The 20,558-nt window shown below is 60.0% G+C and carries 17 protein-coding genes; 5 read left to right on the top strand and 12 right to left on the bottom strand.

What is annotated here, in order from left to right; genetic code table 11:
• Position 1 precedes the first annotated feature (1 nt).
• Genes AC1RO0_RS26830 through AC1RO0_RS26820 form a run of 3 tightly spaced genes read right to left on the bottom strand, consistent with a single transcriptional unit; the run spans position 2 to position 3,084 of the window.
• Positions 2-883: a branched-chain amino acid ABC transporter permease gene (locus tag AC1RO0_RS26830; RefSeq protein ID WP_498595606.1), complete on the bottom strand. Its 882-nt coding sequence runs from the start codon at positions 881-883 to the stop codon at positions 2-4.
• Between the two features lie 9 nt (positions 884-892).
• Complete coding sequence (locus tag AC1RO0_RS26825; protein WP_498595605.1) at positions 893-1,660, bottom strand: ABC transporter ATP-binding protein; 768 nt, start codon at positions 1,658-1,660, stop codon at positions 893-895.
• Positions 1,660-3,084, bottom strand: coding sequence for an LLM class flavin-dependent oxidoreductase (locus AC1RO0_RS26820; RefSeq protein ID WP_498595604.1), 1,425 nt, complete (start codon positions 3,082-3,084; stop codon positions 1,660-1,662). The genes AC1RO0_RS26825 and AC1RO0_RS26820 overlap by 1 nt, the downstream gene beginning before the upstream one ends.
• A gap of 689 nt (positions 3,085-3,773) precedes the next feature.
• On the opposite strand from AC1RO0_RS26820, the gene groES reads away from it, so the two are divergent.
• The 3 genes from groES to AC1RO0_RS26805 all read left to right on the top strand — a co-directional run bounded on the left by groES (position 3,774) and on the right by AC1RO0_RS26805 (position 6,921).
• Positions 3,774-4,061 (top strand): co-chaperone GroES, encoded by a 288-nt coding sequence (groES, locus tag AC1RO0_RS26815; RefSeq protein WP_498595603.1) that lies wholly within the window; start codon positions 3,774-3,776, stop codon positions 4,059-4,061.
• Positions 4,062-4,088: 27 nt separating this feature from the next.
• Positions 4,089-5,717, top strand: coding sequence for a chaperonin GroEL (gene groL / locus AC1RO0_RS26810; RefSeq protein WP_498595602.1), 1,629 nt, complete (start codon positions 4,089-4,091; stop codon positions 5,715-5,717).
• A gap of 163 nt (positions 5,718-5,880) precedes the next feature.
• Entirely contained in the window at positions 5,881-6,921 is a 1,041-nt protein-coding gene (locus tag AC1RO0_RS26805; protein ID WP_498595601.1) for an isopenicillin N synthase family dioxygenase, read from the top strand.
• 316 nt (positions 6,922-7,237) lie between these two features.
• Here AC1RO0_RS26805 and AC1RO0_RS26800 read toward each other — a convergent pair whose 3' ends face one another.
• Complete coding sequence (locus AC1RO0_RS26800) at positions 7,238-8,251, bottom strand: DUF2891 domain-containing protein (RefSeq protein ID WP_498595600.1); 1,014 nt, start codon at positions 8,249-8,251, stop codon at positions 7,238-7,240.
• Positions 8,252-8,632: 381 nt separating this feature from the next.
• Between AC1RO0_RS26800 and AC1RO0_RS26795 the strand changes: the two genes are divergently transcribed.
• A complete protein-coding gene (locus AC1RO0_RS26795) occupies positions 8,633-9,568 on the top strand; it encodes a cyclase family protein (RefSeq protein WP_498595599.1) in 936 nt (311 codons plus the stop codon).
• Between the two features lie 43 nt (positions 9,569-9,611).
• Positions 9,612-10,679 (top strand): LLM class flavin-dependent oxidoreductase, encoded by a 1,068-nt coding sequence (locus AC1RO0_RS26790; RefSeq protein WP_498595598.1) that lies wholly within the window; start codon positions 9,612-9,614, stop codon positions 10,677-10,679.
• Positions 10,680-10,700: 21 nt separating this feature from the next.
• Here the strand turns inward: AC1RO0_RS26790 and AC1RO0_RS26785 are convergent, their stop codons facing one another.
• From AC1RO0_RS26785 to AC1RO0_RS26750, 8 genes are all read right to left on the bottom strand, one after another.
• A complete protein-coding gene (locus AC1RO0_RS26785; RefSeq protein ID WP_498595597.1) occupies positions 10,701-12,665 on the bottom strand; it encodes a HAMP domain-containing methyl-accepting chemotaxis protein in 1,965 nt (654 codons plus the stop codon).
• 489 nt (positions 12,666-13,154) lie between these two features.
• Positions 13,155-14,054 (bottom strand): carbohydrate ABC transporter permease, encoded by a 900-nt coding sequence (locus AC1RO0_RS26780; RefSeq protein WP_498595596.1) that lies wholly within the window; start codon positions 14,052-14,054, stop codon positions 13,155-13,157.
• Positions 14,055-14,069: 15 nt separating this feature from the next.
• Positions 14,070-15,005: a carbohydrate ABC transporter permease gene (locus AC1RO0_RS26775; RefSeq protein WP_498595595.1), complete on the bottom strand. Its 936-nt coding sequence runs from the start codon at positions 15,003-15,005 to the stop codon at positions 14,070-14,072.
• A gap of 66 nt (positions 15,006-15,071) precedes the next feature.
• Positions 15,072-16,385, bottom strand: a complete 1,314-nt coding sequence (locus tag AC1RO0_RS26770) for an ABC transporter substrate-binding protein (protein WP_498595594.1) — start codon at positions 16,383-16,385, stop codon at positions 15,072-15,074.
• A 153-nt stretch (positions 16,386-16,538) separates the two neighbouring features.
• Positions 16,539-17,606 (bottom strand): ABC transporter ATP-binding protein, encoded by a 1,068-nt coding sequence (locus tag AC1RO0_RS26765; protein WP_498595593.1) that lies wholly within the window; start codon positions 17,604-17,606, stop codon positions 16,539-16,541.
• A 106-nt stretch (positions 17,607-17,712) separates the two neighbouring features.
• The gene (locus AC1RO0_RS26760) at positions 17,713-18,489 is read right to left on the bottom strand and encodes an SDR family oxidoreductase (protein ID WP_498595592.1); all 777 of its coding nucleotides are present in this window, start codon (positions 18,487-18,489) and stop codon (positions 17,713-17,715) included.
• Between the two features lies 1 nt (position 18,490).
• Entirely contained in the window at positions 18,491-19,474 is a 984-nt protein-coding gene (denD, locus tag AC1RO0_RS26755) for a D-erythronate dehydrogenase (protein ID WP_498595591.1), read from the bottom strand.
• Between the two features lie 5 nt (positions 19,475-19,479).
• Complete coding sequence (locus AC1RO0_RS26750; RefSeq protein WP_498595590.1) at positions 19,480-20,247, bottom strand: FadR/GntR family transcriptional regulator; 768 nt, start codon at positions 20,245-20,247, stop codon at positions 19,480-19,482.
• Positions 20,248-20,558: the final 311 nt, after the last annotated feature.

Here is a 20,558-nt window from a genome sequence, read left to right as displayed (position 1 = left end):
ATCAGACCCTTTCGATGGCGCGGTCGCCGAAAAGGCCGGCCGGGCGGACGAGGAGGAAGGCGACTGCCAGGATGTAGGCGAACCAGGTGGAGACGCTGCCGCCGACCAATGGGCCGATATAGATGTCGGCTAGGGATTCCGCCGCGCCGACGATCAGACCGCCGACGATGGCGCCGGGAATGGAGGAGAAGCCACCGATGATGAGCACCGGCAGGGCCTTCAGTGTGATCAGCGACAGCGAATACTGCACGCCTTGCCGCGCACCCCACAAGAGCCCGGCAACCAGCGCCACGATCCCCGCCACGCTCCAGACGATGCGCCAGATCTGCGGCAGGCGGATGCCGATCGACTGGGCGGCAAGCGTATCGTCGGCAACCGCTCGCAGGGAGATCCCCATGCGAGTCTTGCTGAAGACGACGGCAAGGACGACAACGAGCGCAATGACGATCAGCGAGGCGACGATATCGAACTGGCTGATCAATATGCCACCGAAATCGGTGGCGATATCATCGATGCCGATATCGAGCATGTGCACATCCGTGCCGAGGAAGAATTGTGTCGCACCCTCGATGACGAAGCTTAAGCCTAGCGTCGCCATGAACAGGGTCAACGGATCACGGTTGCGCAGGGGCCTGAGGACGAGCGCTTCGATCGCGACGGCCGTCGCGATCATCACGCCGGAGGTGATGGCAAAGGCGACCCAGAAGGAAACACCTCGTTCGACCAGCGTGACGAATGTCAGCGCCGAAAGGAACACCATCGCGCCCTGCGCGAAGTTGAAGACACCGGAGGCCTTGTAGATCAGCACGAAGCCAATGGCGACCAGGCCGTACATCAGCCCCGCGAAGAGGCCGGTGATCAAGGTTTCAAGAAAATATCCCATCATCGCCCCCTAATGAACCGTGCCGAGATAGGCAGAGATGACGTCGGGATTGGTCCGGATCTCGTCCGGCCTGCCATCCGCGACCTTACGGCCATAGTCCAGCACGACCACATGGCTCGCCAGGCCGAGCACGATGCCGACATCATGCTCGATCAGGACGATAGTGGTGCCGAAGGCGCGATTGACCTCGGCAATTACCCGGCTCATATCCCGCTTCTCATCCTGGTTCATGCCGGCCATGGGTTCGTCGAGGAGCAGGAGCTTTGGCGACGCGGCAAGCGCCCGTCCGAGATCGACCCGCTTCTGAACGCCGTATGGCAAGGTCGAAACGACCGTGTCGGCATAGGGTTCGAGGCCGAGGAAGGAGATGATCCTGCTGGACCGAGCCTCGAAATCGCGCCGTTCCTCGGCGTCGCGGCCGAAGCGGAAGATGTTTTCGAGGAAGCTTGCCTTGCCGTGGCGGGAAATGCCCGCAAGCACGTTTTCCCTCACGGTCAGGCGGCGAAATAGCGCGTTGTGCTGAAAGGTGCGGCCGATGCCGAGATGAGCCGCCTTGAAGGGATGGATGGCCTCGAACCGCTCGCCATCAAAGACGACATCGCCGGAATCAGCCCGGTAAACGCCGTTGATGACGTTAAGCAGCGAGCTTTTGCCCGCGCCGTTGGGGCCGATCAAAGCGCAGATCTCCCCCTTCGCGACATTGAAGCTCAACGCGTTGAGCGCGCGCACGCCCTTGAAGGACAGGGATACGTTATGGAGTTCGAGCAGACCGGGCATCACGCACCGACCGATTTCAACGGCAGGGAAGCGTCGCCCGCCTCCGCCTCGCGCCGCTTCACCGCCTCGATATCACGGAAGCCGTCCGCCGGGTGGTTGACGGGCAGGTAAGGTCCGTCGCCGAAGAGTTTTTCACGTAGGGTTCCAGGCTTGTAGGCGGTCGGATAGACACCACGCTTCTGCAGTTCCGGCACGATATGGCCGACGATATCCTCGAAGCTGTCGGGCGTCACCGCATAGGCGATATTGAAGCCATCGACATCCGTCTCTTCGACCCATTCCTGCAGGATATCGGCGATGCGTTCGGATGAGCCGACGAAGACAGGTCCCATGCCGCCGATGCCGCCGAACTGCGCGAGCTCGTCGATGGTCCAGGACTTGTCGCCGCCGGCAATGTGCTCGACGAAAGAGTGGATCGCGTTGGTTTCGATCCGCTCCACCACGTCGGTCGGCGCATATTGCCCGAAGTCGATGCCGCTCCAGCCGGACATGAAGGTCAGCGAGCCGTCATAGGAGACGTAGCGCTTGTAGTCCTCGAACTTCTTCTGTGCCTTCTCTTCCGTCTCGTCGGTGATGACGGTGATCAGCGTATAGATGAACACCTTCTTCGGATCGCGGCCGGCCGCGGCGATGCGCTGGCGAATATCGGCGACATAGTGCTTGAGGACGGATTTCGTCGGTGCGGCGACGAAGATGCACTCGGCATGCCCCGCCGCAAATGTCTTGCCAGGCCCTGAAGCACCGGCCTGATAGAGCACCGGTGTGCGCTGCGGCGAAGGCTCCGAGAGATGATAGCCCGGGACCTCGAAATATTTGCCCTTGTGGCCGATCTCGTGAACCTTGGACGGATCGGTGAAGATACGGCGGTCGCGGTCGCGCTGCACTGCGCCCTCTTCCCAGCTTCCCTCGAAGAGCTTGTAGAGCACCTCGACATATTCGGCCGCGACTTCGTAGCGGTTATCGTGCCGGCGAAGCCCGCCTTGCCCGATATTCTTCGCGCCGCTCTCCAGATAGGAGGTGACGATGTTCCAGCCGACACGACCCTTCGTATGATGGTCCGCCGTCGAGAGGCGCCGCGCAAAGGTGTAGGGATGCTCGAAGGATGTCGAAGCCGTGATGCCGATGCCGAGATGTTCCGTCGCAAGCGCGATGGGAGCCGCAAGCTGTAGGGGATCGTTGACGGGGATCTGTGCCGCCTGCTCGATCGCGTGGTAATTGGACCCCTTGTAGACGTCGTAATAGCCAATGACGTCGGCAATGAAGACGCCATCGAAAACGCCACGCTCCAGCGTGCGGGCGAGATCCTGCCAGTAGTCCAGATCCTTGTATTTCCAGGATTTGTCGCGAGGATGCGCCCATAGACCCGGCGATTGATGACCCACGCAGTTCATGTCGAAGGCGTTAAAACGAATTTGACGGCTCATGAAATTCCCCTGCTGAGTACCTGAACGGGCAGATGGGGAAATTAGGCGGGCCAGTCCATGCAATACAGGAAATCTATGGTTTTAATGTACAAAAAGGGGGATTATTTTGCCTCTCGGCCCAGCATGTAAAGGATTGATAAAATTTGGCGCCTGCCAGGCCACAGGCTGCGGCTGCTCTGCTCGACAGCGGCTCCACCAAGGATCTAAATCGAAGCGTCTGATCGTGAGCGCGATGCGTCAAAAGCTGCCAAGCTCATAAGGAGTGAACCGGATTGGCGGGAGACGACGACCGTCTCGTTGCTGGCTGGACGAACCTCACCGGGGGTGCACGACAAGGCGCGCAGCAAGATCAAACCAGCCAGCGACGTGGGTAAAACCAAGTCAATGCGGCAAGATAGTGACGCTTACGTAAGGCCCACTCTTTTCGCAAAAGGAAGACGCCGTCTCCGGGGCTTTTTCAACCGGAGTCTGGAAACCGGCGACGCCCGCACTCCATTTCACTTGGTTGGAGCAAAACACATATATTCTACAAATTTAGTAGAAAATTGAAATTCCCTTCTCAGCTCCGCGACTTAAATCGCAGCGATGCCCTTTGCCAATCGCGATCCTTCTCGGGAAAATATCCTCGTTGGCATCCCCATAAGAGTGCTGCCAAACGACGTTGGAGTGAAATCAGGAAGGAAACGCGAATGGCATTTCGCCCATTGCATGATCGTGTCGTCATAAGGCGCCTCGAAAGCGAGGAGAAGACGCGGGGTGGCATCATCATCCCGGACACCGCCAAGGAAAAGCCCCAGGAGGGCGCCGTGGTCGCCGTTGGCCCGGGGCTGCGCGATGAGAGCGGCAAGCTTGTGCCTCTCGACGTCAAAGCCGGAGACCGCGTGCTGTTCGGCAAGTGGTCCGGCACCGAGATCAAGATCGACGGCGAAGACCTGCTGATCGTCAAGGAAGCCGACATCCTCGGCGTTGTGGCCTAACACGGCCTTTTAGGAAGGAAATCATCCATGGCTGCCAAGGAAGTCAAATTCTCCACCGATGCCCGCCAGCGCCTGTTGCGCGGTGTCGATATTCTCGCCGATGCCGTGAAGGTGACGCTGGGACCGAAGGGCCGCAATGTCGTCATCGAAAAATCCTTCGGCGCGCCCCGTATTACCAAGGACGGCGTTTCTGTCGCCAAGGAGATCGAGCTTGAGGACAAGTTCGAAAATCTCGGCGCGCAGCTTTTGCGTGAAGTCGCCTCCAAGACCAACGATCTTGCCGGTGACGGCACCACGACGGCGACCGTACTCGCACAGGCCATCGTTCGCGAAGGCGCAAAGGCGGTTGCCGCCGGCCTGAACCCACAGGACCTGAAGCGCGGCATCGATCTTGCGACTGCCGAAGCCATCCGCAGCATCAAGGAACGCTCCCGCAAGGTCGCATCCTCCGAAGAGGTCGCGCAGGTCGGCACGATCTCGGCCAATGGCGAGAGCGAGATCGGCAAGCTCATCGCCGAGGCCGTCCAGAGGGTCGGCAATGAAGGCGTCATCACCGTCGAGGAGGCAAAGACCGCCGAAACCGAGCTTGACGTCGTCGAGGGGCTGCAATTCGACCGGGGCTATCTTTCGCCCTATTTCGTCACCAATACCGAAAAGCTGATCGTGGAATTCGAGGATGCCTATATCCTGCTCCATGAGAAGAAGCTGGCGACCCTCCAGCCTCTGCTGCCATTGCTGGAAGCCGTGGTTCAGACCGGCAGACCACTGCTGATCATCGCCGAGGATGTCGAAGGCGAAGCACTGGCGACGCTGGTCGTCAACAAGCTGCGCGGCGGCCTGAAGATCGCCGCCGTCAAGGCGCCAGGTTTCGGCGACCGCCGCAAGGCGCTGCTCGAGGACATCGCAATCGTCACCGGCGGCGAGGTCGTCTCGGAAGACATCGGCATCAAGCTTGAAAACGTCACGCTCGATCAGCTCGGCCGCGCCAAGAAGATCCGCATCGACAAGGAGACCACGACGGTTGTCGATGGAGCCGGCGAGAGGGCCGAAATTGCCGCACGCGTGCAGCAGATCAAGACGCAGATCGAGGACACCAGTTCCGACTACGATCGCGAGAAGCTACAGGAGCGCGTCGCAAAGCTGGCCGGTGGCGTTGCCGTCATTCGGGTCGGTGGCTCCACCGAAATCGAGGTCAAGGAAAAGAAGGATCGCGTCGACGATGCACTGAACGCGACACGCGCCGCGATCGAGGAAGGGATCGTGCCGGGCGGCGGTGTTGCGCTGCTTCGGGCAAAAACCGCGGTGAACGCCCTGAAGAACGATAATCCCGACATCCAGGCCGGGATCCACATTCTCCAGAAGGCGCTTGAAGCCCCGATCCGGCAGATCGCCGAAAATGCGGGTGTCGAAGGTTCGATCGTCGTCGGCAAGGTGCTTGAGAGCAACTCTCCGACCTTCGGCTTCAATGCGCAGACGGAGAAATACGTCGACCTCCTCCAGGAAGGCATTGTCGACCCCACCAAGGTGGTTCGCACCGCGCTTCAGGATGCCGCCTCCGTTGCCGGTCTTCTGGTGACGACCGAGGCGCTGATTGCCGAAGTGCCCAAGGAGAAAACGCCGGCTCCGGCAGCACCCGGCGGTGGCTTCGACTACTAAGGCCACCTATGCAACGTGTCACCGGCGGGGCCACCGTCGGTGATGCAGCCAGCGCGCTGTCGATCCCAAGCCGTACGATTTCGCGCATACCCGGCCTGATCCTTTCGTCACGACAGCGACCAGCCTGAACGTGAGACGCGCCAGAAGCGAAGGAACCTCATCAATGCCTGAACCCACGAGAACATTGCCCGTCATCGATCTCAGTCGTTTCGCGCCGGATCATCCTGGACGCACGCAGGCACTCGATGAACTGCGCCAGGTGTCTCGCAGCATCGGCTTTTTCTATCTCACCGGCCATGGCATCCCGCAGGAGGAAATTGACGCTCTGACGGCACTTGCGCGTCGTTTCTTCTCCTTGCCGGAAGACAGGAAGCTCGAAATCGAGATGCGCAAGTCGCCGCATTTTCGCGGCTACAACCGCGCAGGCTTCGAATATACGCGGGGATCCCAGGATTGGCGCGAGCAGGTAGATTTCGGCGCCGAACGCGAAAAGCTGACCATTGCCGCCGGCGATCCACCGTGGAAGCGGCTGATCGGACCGAACCAGTTCCCCTCGTCACTGCCCGAATTGCGGCCGGCCGTGCTCCAATGGATCGACAAGGTCACGGCCGTCGGCATCAATATCCTGCAGGCATTCTCGGAAGCGCTCGGCCAGAAACCGGACGTCTTTTCGCCGATCTACAGCAATGGCCCCAACCAGTTGCTCAAGATCGTGCGCTATCCCGGCCGCGATCAGACCGAGAGTGATCAGGGCGTCGGGGCGCACAAGGACGGTGGCTTCGTAACGATCCTGTTGCAGGATGTCGTGGGCGGTCTGCAGGTCGATGACGGCAAAGGCGGCTGGATCGATGCGCCACCGGTGCGCGGCACTTTCGTCGTCAATATCGGCGAACTGCTCGAGCTGGCATCGAACGGCTATCTGAAAGCGAATATCCATCGCGTGGTCACGCCACCCGCCGGCGGCGATCGTCTGTCGATCCCGTTTTTCCTCGGCGCCAATCTGGCCGCGAGCATCCCGCTTCTCGACCTGCCGCCGGCGCTCGCCACGGAGGTGCGCGGCGTCACGCGGGATCCGCTCAATCCCCTGTTCCGCGAGGTCGGGCGCAACGTGCTGAAGTCACGCTTGCGTTCCCATCCCGACGTGGCGCGAGCCCATCACGCCGATCTGCTGGTGGAACAGGAACAGCAGGCGACACCGGCCTGATGCTTCAGGCCAAAAGGCTCCAGGCGCGACGCCCGCATTTTTCAAGTTTCCGCTAAATATTAGATATATATGTCAAATCAAGACGCAAAATAGGTCGGTCCATATGTCGCCTTTGAAGCGCGGCGGAGGCATTATCAGCACAGTCAACGCGATCGGCGTTTCCCTCCTCCCGGTCTCGCTGCGTTGGCTGTTCCCTCTGGAGGTTTGACCTTCAAACTTAAAGGGCTCTGGTCTATGCCGAGAGCCCTTCTTTCTTTTCTGTCGTGCCTAGTCATCACGCCATCAAATGGCTCCGACCCTTTTTGCCCTCTCTCGCCTAGACTTCATTCTCGAGCGCGAGCACGGCGAAGGTGGCAAGCCAGTGCTCACCCATGTAATCGGAAGCGATGTGCGGGAGGCCCGTGGCCAAGTGATGGTCGGCCGCTTCCAGCATGATGGCACGGCGGGGATCGTCCGCGGGCAAAGCGGCGACCAGAGAGCGCCAGCACCAGGCCCGGCTGAGATTCAGCCCGTCGAGATGGGCGATCTTACCATCAGTACGATCCGTGACCGTTGCCGGTCGGAACAATGTCGACGGCTCATGCTCCGCAATCCGTGGCAGGAAACGGTCGAACCACGGCAGAAAATCTTTCCCGGGCAACAGGCGGCGCATGCACTCCGCCTCGACCAGGGCGGAAGACTGGAATTCGTCGCCGCTCGGCTCTCCCCAGGCAGGGCAATCAGCATCGGCGCCATACCAGCGCCTGGCCGTGTCGACGAGAAGGTCCGCCAACGCGGCATCCTGTGTGACTGCGGCATAATCCGCCGCCATCCTCAGCCCGAAGGCCGTGTTGAAATGGGTGCCGACCCTTATGGGATAGGTCGAGAGCGGCAGGAAATCACGGAAACGCTGCGCGATGACCTGCGCCAGCGGCGCAAGTGCCCGCGACCAGCGCAGGTCATCCAGCAACGCCAACTCCGTCGCGAGCTTCAGCAGCCATGCCCAGCCATAGGGCCGCTTGAAGCCACGCGCCGTCGGTGCTGCGAAATAGGCGCATTCGGCGGCGACCTTCTCGGCAACGAATTGCTCATCGAACAGGGCGCGAACGCTGGCGGCAAACGGAAGTTCGGGAAACCGGCGCAGCAGGCGCGCCAGCAGCCAATAGCTGTGCACGCAGGAATGCCAGTCATAGCTGCCGTAGAAGATCGGATGCAGATCGCGCGGCGTACGGGCGTCCTCCGGTCCCGAGAGCGCGTGATCGAGGTTGTTGGGATATTCACGCTGAACATGACCAAGCGCGATGCCGGCGAACTGCTTGGCCAATTCAGGTGTCAGGATGGAGAGCGTCACGGTCGGTCCTTTGCAAACGATAGGAACAATGGAAGGTCCGTATTTCCTGGGCCATCGGCCCCTCCCATGTCGTCGGACCTGAATTTTTCACAGATCGTCTCATATCAGCAAATTTCTTCGTCTGAAGCCATCGGAAAGTCCATAACTTTTATAGACTACCACAGTCTCCGATAGCTATAAGTTGGGCATGCATCTGTCGCGGACCCGACCTTTGCCGGCGACGGATCGAACCGACAAACGCAACCTGACGCTGGCACGATGTCCGGCTTGAGGAGGTTTTCTTGACTTCGTCCTGTTTCGGGAAAACCATCGGAGGTCAGTTGGCGGTGAGGTTTGCAGTGACCGCGCTGTTCGTAGATCAAGGTAAAAGGGGGATTATCGATGACGCGATTTGTGACACGGTTTGCCGTAGCGGCCGGGATGGGCTTTTTCTCGGTTATGGCGGGTGCCCGGGCCGATGAACCAGGGCTCTGGAAGGTCTATAACGACGCCTTCAAGGGCGCGAAATACGTAGATCTGACCCATACGATCACCCCGAAAATTCCCGTCTGGGCGGGTTTCGGCAATTCAACCTTTGCACCCTCAAAGGCTGGTGCGGATCTGGAAGGCTTCGCCAAAAAGGGTGATGTCTACACCTATGACAAGCATGGTTTCGAAGCGACGAGCTACCTGTTGACGACGGATCAGCTCGGCACGCAGCTCGATCCACCGGCCCATTGGGCGCCAGAATATGCCGCAATCGACGAACTGCCGGCGACCTTCGCGGTGCGGCCGCTGGTCGTCATCTCCATCGAGGACAGGGTCAAGACCGATCCCGGCTATCATCTGCAGGTCTCCGACATCAAGGACTTCGAGGCGAAGCACGGAACGATCCCGGAAGGGTCGGTCGTCTTCGTCCGCTCCGGCTGGTCAAAGAAATGGCCGGATCCTGCGCTTTCGGCCACCACGCCCTTTCCCGGCGTCAGTCTGGACGCGCTGAAATTCCTTCATCTGGAGCGCAAGATCCTCTTTCATGGCCACGAGCCGCTCGATACCGACACCACGCCCAATCTCGAGGGCGAACATTGGCTGATGCACAATGGTTATGCGCAAGCCGAGGGTGTTGCCAACCTCGATCAGGTCCCGGAAACCGGCGCGCTGGTGGCGATCGGCTATCCGAAGTTCGGCGGCGGGCTGGGCGGCTATGCCCGCTATATCGCCATATGCCCGCCGGATTGGCCGCATGGCGTGACCATCGGCTCCGTGCCCGAGGCACCGCTTACAAAATTCGACAAGCCACTTCACTACGATGAGGCGGCCGGCATGCGCGTTCGATAGGACGCGCGACCAAACCCAACTTTTAGAAATGCAGGCCCACCACATGAGCAGCAATTCCGAGTTTCTCTGGTATATCCCGAACGACGTGAAAGCCGGCCACCGGGGCGATGCCACCGTTGAAAACCACAATAGCCTGGAGACGTTGACCACCCATGCGAAGGCGCTGGAGGAACACGGCTGGAAAGGCGCTCTCATCGGCACCGGCTGGGGCCGGCCCGACACTTTCACCGTGGCGGCCGCGCTCGCCGCGCGCACCACGACCTTCGAACCGCTCATCGCGATCCGCCCGGGCTATTGGCGGCCGGCGAACTTCGCGTCCGCCGCGGCCACGCTGGATCAGCTGAGCGGCGGGCGGGTGCGCGTCAACATCGTATCGGGTCTGGATAACCTCGCCGCATATGGCGACAGCGAAGGCGATCAGGCGCACCGCTATGCCCGCACCAGGGAGTTCATGCGGCTGGTTCGCAGGCTATGGACCGAAGAAAACGTCACTTCCACGGGCGAGCATTTCGGGGTCACCGAATCCACCGTGGTGCCGCGCATCGAGGCTCGCGGAAGCCGCCGGCATCCCAAGCTCTATTTCGGTGGTGCCTCGGAGGCGGCCGAGCGGGTTTCTGCCACGGAGGCCGATGTCCAGCTCTTCTGGGGTGAACCGCTCGACGGCGTCCGGGAGCGAATCGAACGGCTCAAGGCGCTGAGCAAGGCGCTGGATCGCGACCTCCCGCCGCTGGAGTACGGGTTGCGGATCACCACGCTGGTCCGAGATACCACGGAGCAGGCCTGGGCCGACGCCGAGACGAAGGTCGCCGAGATGGCCAAGAGCAAGGGCGCCGGCTGGAACGACCATCGGCAGTCCATCGCGGTTGGCCAGCGCCGGCTGCTCGATCTGCACGAACGCGGCGACGTCCTCGACGACAACCTCTATACCGCGCCGGGCAAATTCGGCGGCGGTGGCGCCGGCACCACATGGCTGGTGGGGTCTGCCGATGACGTCGCCCGTTCGCTGCGCAAATATCAGGATCTGGGCATCACGCATTTCGTGCTTTCCGACACGCCGTACCTGTCCGAGATCAAGCGGCAAGGAGATCAACTGCTTCCGCTGTTGCGCTGAAGCTGGAGGCACTCGTCGCCATCAGAACTCCTCCCAACTTCCGGTCGACGTAGCGGCGTTCCCCTGGAAAGCGGTCGCCAGCTTCGCGGTAAGCCGGCGCGCCGGCGACGCGACGGGCTTCGATATTGTGCTGGCAGCGGCAATGGTGGCGGGTTTGCCGCGATTGGAGGTGATTTGGGCGCCGATTCTGAACTCCGACAACAGATGAAACAAGGCTTCGGCCTCGGATGCCAAGCTATGGGCCGCGGCCGTGGCCTGCTCGACCATAGCAGCGTTCTGCTGCGTACCCTGGTCCATCGTGTTGACGGAGGTGTTGATTTCCTTAAGCCCCGTCGCCTGTTCCTTCGACGCCTCCACGATCGCCCCGACATTGCCGTCAACCTGTTGAACCTGGACGACAATCTCTTCCAGCGCTTTTCCGGTTTCGCCGACCAGGGAGACACCGTTTCGGACATGGTCATTGGACGTGTTGATCAGGTCCTTGATCTCTTTCGCGGCCTTTGCCGAGCGCTGGGCAAGCTCGCGCACTTCCTGCGCAACGACGGCAAAGCCTTTTCCCGCTTCGCCCGCGCGCGCTGCCTCAACCCCCGCATTCAACGCGAGGAGATTGGTCTGGAAGGCGATCTCGTCAATGACGCCAATGATATTGCCAATTTCGGTCGCCGACGTTTCGATCTTGCCCATGGCCTCGACGGCGCTGCGCACGACGCGACCGGAGTGCTCGGCGCTTTCCTTTGTCTTGCGCACGAGATGACCGGCTTCCTGCGCACGGTTGCTCGACCCGGAAACGGTTATCGTGATCTCCTCCAGCGCCGCAGCTGTTTCCTCCACCGAGGCAGCCTGCTGTTCGGTTCTCCTCGCAAGATCGTCGGAAGCGGAGCGAATTTCCTGGGCACCCGATGCAATGGCGCTCGCATTCTCGGCGACCTTTTGCATCGCCAGTCGCAGTCTCTCCACGGCCTGGTTGAAATCGACGCGCAACTGGTCGAGCGATGGGATGAACGGGTTCGTAATCTGGCGCGTCAGGTCGCCACTCGCCAACCCTTGAAGGCCGTCCGCCAGCTGATTCACAGCGGCATTGGTTTGTTCCGATAGAGTGTTGCGTTCCACAGCCTCGGCTTCGAGCCTCTTGCGTTCGCCAATGGCCCGCGTCGCCTCGGTATCCGCGTCTCGCTCGGCCTTGGCGGAGATTGCATCCCGAAGTGCGGCGACGGCGCGGGCCAGCATACCGATTTCATCGCCACGCTTTTCCAGCTTGCGGTCGCCCTCCATGTTGCCTTCCGCCATCGACCGCAATGAGTTCTGGAGCTTGTGTAGCGGCCCGGTAATGGAGCGCGCCGTAAATGCAGCCGCTACGAATGCCAGGAGAATAGCAATTCCGAGCGCAGTCAGAGCAAGCGAGTGGAAGCCGCCAGCAGCGCTTTGAACCTCGCCTCCGATCGATTTGTTCAGGGCCTCCTGATAGTCGATGAACTTGTTGATCGCTTTCAGCCAGGCGACGAACTGAGGTCTGGCCTGCTCCAGAAGGATTTTGCGGGCTGCGTCTCCATCGCCTTTTTCCTGAAGCCCGATGATCTCGGCAACCAGCGGATTGGTCTTGGCCTGAACTCCGGCGATTTCGTCGAGGATCGTCTTCTCCTCGGCCGTAGCACCGGCCGGCGAAGCGATCATCTCCGCCATCTTTTTTTCATTTTCCGAATAAGTCGAGGCGAGCTTCTCAATAACCTTCACAGCAGCCTGTCGTTCCTCCGCCGATGTCACGAGCGTTACGTCCCGGATCGCAATTGCTCTGTCATGAACGCTGCCTCGGTAATTGATAGCGTAGCGCTGCTTTACGCTGTTGATGTCATTGATCAATCCGAGATTATGATCGATCTTCCCGACCTGACCGGTTGAATAAAATGTCAGGCCGATCATCAGAAGGAGCAGGAAACCAAATCCTGCCGCCAAGCGAGTAACGATGCCGAATGCTTTCAGACTTGCCATGAAGGTTCCCCACCCGAGATTTTGATTTTTTGCTGCTGGCGCCAAGCATCAGCGGCAAACAGGGCAAGGGAACGTTGCACCGGATGAGGGCCTGACATTGCCGACCCTCAATCATCCCGAAATTTCCGGGCGCTCAATCATGCGCCCACACCCCGGTCTCCACCTGATGCTACATTTCTGGGACAATATGGTTTACATTGCGTAAACCTCATCAATACTCCCGAGAATAATTGCAGATGAACATCTGGGGCATATAATATTATGTAATTTATCCATTAAATTATACTGCGCTACTATACTTAAACAACCATAGTCGTACCTAATGTTGAAATTCCCCCACTCAATTAGACCACCTTCCATCCAAACAGAGACAACCCGCCGGCAACTTACCGCCGCCGGCGGGTGATGGGCTTGCATAATAAACGAGCACCGACACTTAGATCCGGGGCTCGGGAGCAAAACCTGCGCCTTTGCTCCTGTCGGCCTTCCTCATTCCTTCACCGCGCCCGTCATCGATGAAACGTAGTAGTCGACGAAGAAGGAATAGAGAATGACGACCGGCAACGAGCCGAATAGGGCACCGGCCATCAGCGAACCCCACTCGAAGACATCGCCGCGCACCAGTTCCGTCAGAACGCCGACCGGAATGGTCTTGTTTTCCGAGGATTGGATGAAGGTAAGCGCATATATGAACTCGTTCCAGGAGAGCGTGAAGGCGAAGATACCAGCCGATATCAGCCCCGGCACGGCAAGCGGCAGGATGATCTTCATGAGGATCTGCCACCGGCTGGCGCCATCGACCAGCGCGCTTTCTTCCAGCTCGAAGGGTATCGACCTGAAATAGCCCATCAGCAGCCAGGTGCAGAACGGGATGAGGAAGGTCGGATAGGTGAAGATCAGAGCCAGCCTGGAATCGTAGATCCCCAGCTTGAAGACGATGAAGGCCAGGGGAATGAAAAGAATAGACGGCGGAACGAGGTAGGCCAGGAAGATAAGCAGCCCGATCGAACGCGAGCCGGTGAAACGGATGCGCTCGATGGCGTAGGCGCCGAAAACGGAGGCGAGCAGTGACAGAGCCGTCGATCCAACCGCCACCAATATCGTGTTCCAGAGCCAGCCTGGATAGGAGGTCTCGAAGAACAGGTATTTGATGTGATCGAGCGTCGGCTCGACGACCCAGAAGGGGCTGTAATTGTCATAGTCGGTCAACTGCGCGTTCGGCTTGATGGCCGTTATGGCCATCCAATAGAACGGAAACAGCAGCACGAAGACGAAGACCGCCATCGGCAGATAAAGCATAACGATCCGCCGAGGCAGGCGGTTGAGATAGCTCATGCCTTCGACATTGTCGGTCAGGACCGGATTGGCTGTATTGGCTTTGGTGTTCATGGCGTTCTCCCGATCTTAGTCCTGTCCGCCCTGCTGCCATTTGCGGCGTTGCAGACCGAAGAAGCTGAACATGATGGCGGCAAGCAGAAAGGGGATCATTGCGACGGCGATCGCCGCACCCTCACCAAGCTGACCGCCGGGAATGCCGCGCTGGAAGGACAGCGTTGCCATAAGATGCGTCGCGTTGACCGGACCACCCTTGGTCAGCACATAGATGAGCTGGAAATCCGTAAAGGTGAACAGCACCGAGAACGTCATCACCACGGCGATGATCGGCGTCAGCATCGGCAGCGTCACATGACGGAAACGCTGCCAGCTTGTGGCGCCATCCAGGGATGCCGCCTCCTGAAGCGAAGCCGGAATGGTCTGCAGACCGGCAAGCAGCGAAATCGCCACGAAGGGAATGCCGCGCCAGACATTGGCGACGATGACCGAGATGCGCGCATTGATCGGATTGCCGAGGAAATTGATCGGGCTGTCGATCAGGCCCATCTTCATCAAAGACCATGAGATAATGGAAAACTGGGCATCGTAGATCCACCAGAATGCCAATCCCGACAGCACCGTTGGAACGACCCAGGGCAGAAGCACGATCGCCCGGAAGAACGACTTGAACGGCAGATGCTGATTGAGAAGCAGCGCCAGCCAAAGACCGAGCACGAATTTCAGGATGGAAGCCACGAAGGTGTAGAGCAGCGTATTGAAGACCGACAGCCAGAAGACGGAGTCCTGAGCCAGGAATTCATAATTCTCCAATCCGACGAAATTGCCCGTGCGCCCGATCCGCGTGTCGGTGAAACCGAGCCAGACCCCAAGTCCGAGCGGATAGGTGAGAAAACAGACGAGAAAGATGGCCGCCGGCAACATGAAGAGGAAGCCGAGCATATTGTTGTTCCGCATGAGCGATCTGATCGGACTGCGCGTCGCATCCCCGGAAGTCACGGTCGACATGGTAGTATCTCCTGATGGGCGGTCGCAGCATGCCGTCACCGGCATGCTGCAGATCTTCGCGCGGGATCAAACCTTGTAGTAACGGTTCGCCCGGCGCTCAGCTTCCTTCATCGCATCCTCCGGCGTCATCTGGCCGGTCACGGCGGCGGCGAACATGTCGACGAGCACGTAATCGGCCATCACGCCTGCCGAAGCATAGCCCAGTGGACCGGCATAGCCGTTCGGACGCAGCGTTTCCGAAGCCCGGGCATAGGGCGCATGCACCGGATCGGCGGTCCAGACAGGATTGTTGGCAAAGGCCTTCAGGGGTTGGCAGCAATAGGCACTCGATCCCTGGAGCCAGGCGTTCATCTGGTCGCCTTCCATCATGAACTTGATATAGGCCTTGGCTGCTTCCGGATATTTGGTATGGCTGAAGAGAAGCAACGAACTCGTCTGGTGCAGCTCGACGCTCTTGCCGATGGGACCGATCGGGAAGTTTGTGCTTCGGATGTCGGCCGCGATCTCGGCGAGTTTCGGATCTTTCTTGGCCGCGTAATAGACCGACACGCCGTTTGCGATCAGCGATACCTGTCCGGCAAGGAAGGCCCGGTTGTTGTTGATGTCCTGCCAGCTTTCCGTGCCGGGGATGAAGGTGGCATAAAGCTCCTTCGCATAGTGGATGGCTTCCAGCGTCTCGGGGCTGTTGATCGTCACCTTGCCGCTTTCGTCCACCATCTTGCCGCCATGGCTCCAAAGCAGCCAATGGGCGTAGTTGTTGCCGTCGCCGACGGCCTTGCCATGCGGGAAACCGGCGGGTGTACCCTTGGCCTTCATTGCCTTGCAAAGCTCAAGGAACCCAGCTGTGTCCTTGGGGAATTCGCTAAAGCCCGCAGCCTTCACATGGCTGTCGCGATAGACGACGGCATTGCCGATCGCGGTCAGCGGCATGGCGATGAACTTGTCGCCACGGGTTGCATAGCCGCGCAGGCCGTCATACCAGCCGCCATATTTGTTGCCGAGATAGGTGGCAAGTTCGGTCAGGTCGACCAGTTTGTCCGGATACTGGTGAGCATCGTCGAACCAGCACATCACCATGTCGGGACCGGAACCGACATTGGCGGCGACGGCCGCCTTCGGCCGGATGTCCTCCCAGCTCTCCTTGTCTACACGAACCTCGACGCCAGTCGCCTCCGTGAACTTCTTGGTATTGGCAAGCCAGGCATCCTCGTCCCCCTTGACGAAGGGCGTCCAACGAAGAAGCCTGAGACTGGCCCCCTTTTCGGGCGTGTAGGTGGGTTCGGCCTGGGCGAAGGCCGGGCGCATGCCGAGCGGTGAAAGGCCGGCGATACCGGCTACCGCCGCCGATGCGGCAAGAAAGTCACGTCTCTTGAATGTCATGATATTCTCCTCCTTTGAAAACGGGAGCCAATCCCCCGGCGCCCACCTTCCCGCTTGGTGAACGACGACCTCGCATCCGAACCTGCCGGATGCCTCCGCATCGACGGGTGAGCAGGAAGACTCCTCTTCCTCCAGTTCACCGTTGAAGCGGCATCAGATACTCAATCTCTGCCCGCCTTCGGCGTCGAAGAGATGGACATGCGGCGCATCGATGGAAATGCGCAGCATATCGCCGGGTCGGGCATCGATCCGCTCCCGGAAGATGCAATTGACGTCGCTACCGCCAAACCGGACAATCATCTGCGTCTCATAGCCGGTCGGTTCGATCACGGTGATTTCCGCCGGCAGACCGTTGGGGTCGAGCGCGATATATTCCGGACGCAGCCCATAGACGAGATCGCGGCCCTTTGCGCTGGCAGGCGGATTCGCGACGGGCAGGATGGTTCCGTCCGACGCGATGAACTGGCTGGCATTTTCCGAATTGAGGCGGCCCTTGATCATGTTCATAGCCGGCGAACCGATGAAGCCGGCAACGAAGAGATTGGCGGGCGTGTCGTAGAGATCGAGCGGCTTTCCCACCTGCTCGACGACGCCGTCATGCATGACGACGATCTTGTCGGCCATAGTCATGGCCTCGATCTGATCATGCGTGACATAAACGGTCGTGGTACCAAGGCGTTGATGCAGCTCCTTGATCTCCGCGCGCATGGCGACGCGGAGCTTGGCATCAAGATTGGAAAGTGGCTCGTCGAAGAGGAAGACCTGCGGATCGCGCACGATCGCCCGACCCATGGCGACACGCTGGCGCTGGCCGCCCGAGAGCTGACGCGGATAGCGGTCGAGAAGTTTGGTAAGGCCCAGGATTTCCGCGGCCTTGTTGACCCGCTGATCCATGTCGGCTTTCGGCGAGCGTTTGAGCATCAGCGAGAAAGCCATGTTCTGCGCCACCGACATATGCGGATAGAGCGCATAGTTTTGAAACACCATCGCGATGTCGCGGTCGCCCGGCGGGATCCCGTTGACGGCACGATTACCGATCCGGATCTCGCCGGCGGAAATATTCTCAAGCCCGGCCAGCATTCTCAGAAGCGTTGATTTTCCGCATCCGGACGGCCCGACCAGGATCACGAACTCCCCGTCGGCAATCTCGATATTTACGCCCTTGATGACCGGGAACGCCCCGAATGATTTCCTGACATCGACAAACTCGACACCTGCCATAAAAGTCCCTCCCCAGAACTTGTCCCCTTTTTGACCCCCATCTGCCGGTCGTCCCCTCCTCCGGGATAGTCACCGCCAGAACGCGCGCCAATTCTACTTCACTATTCTATCCCCTGCCGACGAGCGGCATCTTTGTCGCCATCACCGTCATGGTCAGGACATTCGCCTCCAGCGGCAGGCCCGCCATATAGACGACCGCGCGAGCTACATGCTCGGCGGAAATCGTCGGTTCGCTGGCGATTTCCCCATTCGCCTGCAGCACGCCCGAACTCATCCTCGCGGTCATGTCGGTTGCGGCGTTGCCGATATCGATCTGGCCGCAGGCGATATCGTATGGCCGTCCGTCGAGCGCGGTCGATTTCGTAAGGCCGGTGATCGCATGCTTGGTCGCCGTATAGGGGGCGGAATTCGGCCTTGGCGTCGTCGCCGAAATCGACCCATTGTTGATGATACGGCCGCCGCGAGGCTCCTGCGACTTCATCAGCCGGAAAGCCTGCTGCGTGCAAAGAAAGGCGCCGGTGAGGTTGGCCGCAACCACGCCGCTCCACTGTTCGAAGGTGATGTCTTCGAGCGGGATCGCCGGAGCGCCGCTGCCGGCATTGTTGACGAGAAGATCAAGTCGCCCAAACTCGGCTTTGACCTTGCCGAAGAGGTCAGCGACCTGCTCGGCAGCGCCGATATCGCAGGCGATCGCCCGCACGGTAGCGCCGGTCTCGGCTGCAAGTTCGCTGGCGGCCTTTTCCAGCACATCGCTGCGGCGGCCAGTGATGACAACGACATAACCCTCCGCGCTCAGCGCCCTGGCGATGCTGCGGCCGATGCCGGTGCCTCCGCCGGTGACGAGAGCGACCTGGGTTCTTTGTGCGGCTGCGGATTGCGGCATCTCAGATATTCCCTCCAAGCTCATCATCGATATGGATCCGGATGATCTCATCGAAATTGGTTTCCGCCCTGAAACCGAGTGCGGTCGCGCGCCGCGCATCGAAATCCGTCGCCCATCCCGAAACGATCGAGCGGATGGCGGGGTCGCTCTCGCGGCGGATAAGTTTGACCGCTTTCTCGCCCGCGACGCGGCGCAGAGCCTCGATCTCCTCGCCGACAAGCGCGGACAGGCCGGGCATGGTGAGATTTCGGCGCGGCCCGATCCTACTGCTATCGATGCGCGCGGCATGGATGAAAAAGCCGACAGCGGAACGCGGGCTGGCAAACCAGTGCCGGACGCTCTCGTCCACCGGCAGCACGGCTTCCTGATGGACAAGAGGCTCGCGCAGGATGTTCGAGAAGAAGCCGGAGGCTGCCTTGTTGGGCTTGCCGGGCCGGATGCAGATCGTCGGCAGGCGAATGCCGATGCCGTCGAAGATCCCTCGCCTCGAATAATCGGAAAGCAGGAGTTCGCAGATCGCCTTTTGCGTGCCGTAGCTCGTCAGAGGCGTCGTGAAGAAATCGTCGCCGATCTTGTCCGGAAAGGGCTGCCCGAAAACAGCGATGGACGAGGCAAAGATGACACGGGGATTGTATGGCTCCCTCTGCCCCTCGTGCCGGATGGCTTCAAACAGCGAGCGCGTGCCATCGAGATTCGTGCTGTAGCCTTTATCGAAATCCGCCTCGGCCTCGCCGGAGACGATCGCCGCGAGATGGAAGATCAGATCCGGCCGCATGCCGGAAAGGCTGGCCGCAGCACCGGCATCGGAGAGATCGACCGTCAGCGCGGTGGAAATGGATGCGAGTGCGGCCGGCACCGGCGGCGCAATGACATCGACGAGTGTCAATTTGTCGATCCCACGGCCAAGCACTTCCGCTTCCAGAGCGATCTTTTCCACTAGCTTGCGGCCAATCATGCCGGCCGCCCCGATAACCATCACATGCATATCAGTCAGATCTCCTCATGCTCGCTGGCTTGAACCGCCTTGTCGGTGGCCAGCAGAATTCTGGTCGTTTCGTAAATGCGGGTCAGATGATGTTCGAACGCCGCGACGACGGCCTCCCGGTCATGCCGCGTGAGGGCCTCGAAGATGGAGAGATGATCGCTATAGCTCGCCTCGATAGCGCCCGGCTTGGACATGGCGTTGCGTCGGTAGTGCATCATGTAGGTGTATAGATCGGTGACGAAAGCAGCCAGAAGCGGGTTCCCGCAGGCGCGATAGATCGCAACATGGAACTCGCGGTCGCAGATCAGGAAACGCATCGCATCGTCTCCGCCGAGGCGTTGCGCCTCCAACAGGGCCTGCAGCTTTGCCAGCGTCGCCTCATCGATCCGTTCGGCGGCATCGCCGACGACCTTGAGTTCGATATGGAGACGCGCTGCGTGAACCGATTCCAGATCGTAGCTGTCGATGGCGTTGGGAGAGGCGATCGTCACCGTAATGTGGCTGAGATCGACCTTGCAGACGCGGCTGCGGCTGCCATGCGAAATCTCGATAATGCCCTGCCCGGCAAGCGTCTGGATAGCACCGCGCACCGTTTCGCGGCTGACGTGGAGAACATTGGCCAGTTCGCGCTCGCCCGGCAGCTCGTCGCCCGGCCGCAACATGTTGGTGGCGATCAGAACCATCAGCTTCTCGGCGATGACGTCACGCGCCGTCCGGCGGGCGAGGCTTCGCGCGATATTCGGTACCTCGCTTAAGATCGGACTTTCGTCCATCGCACCCTCCGGTCCACTGGTTGGTCCAGCAGATCAGTTTATTAAGGGTTGTGAAGTGGAGCCCGTCAAGACGATTTCGTCGCCGCAGCGCAGCAGAAATACGGCCAATCCCCCCGCACTGCCGCAATCTGGGCGCGAAGGATGGAAACAGCAATTTGAGACGCGCACACCGGCAAGGAAGAATCACTATCCCCGCGCACTCTCCCTACGGCAACGCCTACTCCCCATCGTCACCAGGGGAATCGCATATGGTTTCTATTGGATTGAATTGTTGAGGAAAAAGGATTCTCTAAAGGTCTTCTGATTTGGTT

This window comes from Rhizobium sp. GW821-FHT14E12 (assembly GCF_058803745.1).
Note: the sequence above shows the minus strand (reverse complement) of the source record. Positions and strands in the feature narration are given on the sequence as shown.

Coding starts and splice junctions, on each gene's coding strand:
- AC1RO0_RS26830 (WP_498595606.1), bottom strand. CDS start 883: ATGGGATATTTTCTTGAAACCTTGATCACCGGCCTCTTCGCGGGGCTG.
- AC1RO0_RS26825 (WP_498595605.1), bottom strand. CDS start 1,660: ATGCCCGGTCTGCTCGAACTCCATAACGTATCCCTGTCCTTCAAGGGC.
- AC1RO0_RS26820 (WP_498595604.1), bottom strand. CDS start 3,084: ATGAGCCGTCAAATTCGTTTTAACGCCTTCGACATGAACTGCGTGGGT.
- groES (WP_498595603.1), top strand. CDS start 3,774: ATGGCATTTCGCCCATTGCATGATCGTGTCGTCATAAGGCGCCTCGAA.
- groL (WP_498595602.1), top strand. CDS start 4,089: ATGGCTGCCAAGGAAGTCAAATTCTCCACCGATGCCCGCCAGCGCCTG.
- AC1RO0_RS26805 (WP_498595601.1), top strand. CDS start 5,881: ATGCCTGAACCCACGAGAACATTGCCCGTCATCGATCTCAGTCGTTTC.
- AC1RO0_RS26795 (WP_498595599.1), top strand. CDS start 8,633: ATGACGCGATTTGTGACACGGTTTGCCGTAGCGGCCGGGATGGGCTTT.
- AC1RO0_RS26790 (WP_498595598.1), top strand. CDS start 9,612: ATGAGCAGCAATTCCGAGTTTCTCTGGTATATCCCGAACGACGTGAAA.
- AC1RO0_RS26785 (WP_498595597.1), bottom strand. CDS start 12,665: ATGGCAAGTCTGAAAGCATTCGGCATCGTTACTCGCTTGGCGGCAGGA.
- AC1RO0_RS26780 (WP_498595596.1), bottom strand. CDS start 14,054: ATGAACACCAAAGCCAATACAGCCAATCCGGTCCTGACCGACAATGTC.
- AC1RO0_RS26775 (WP_498595595.1), bottom strand. CDS start 15,005: ATGTCGACCGTGACTTCCGGGGATGCGACGCGCAGTCCGATCAGATCG.
- AC1RO0_RS26770 (WP_498595594.1), bottom strand. CDS start 16,385: ATGACATTCAAGAGACGTGACTTTCTTGCCGCATCGGCGGCGGTAGCC.
- AC1RO0_RS26765 (WP_498595593.1), bottom strand. CDS start 17,606: ATGGCAGGTGTCGAGTTTGTCGATGTCAGGAAATCATTCGGGGCGTTC.
- AC1RO0_RS26760 (WP_498595592.1), bottom strand. CDS start 18,489: ATGCCGCAATCCGCAGCCGCACAAAGAACCCAGGTCGCTCTCGTCACC.
- denD (WP_498595591.1), bottom strand. CDS start 19,474: ATGCATGTGATGGTTATCGGGGCGGCCGGCATGATTGGCCGCAAGCTA.
- AC1RO0_RS26750 (WP_498595590.1), bottom strand. CDS start 20,247: ATGGACGAAAGTCCGATCTTAAGCGAGGTACCGAATATCGCGCGAAGC.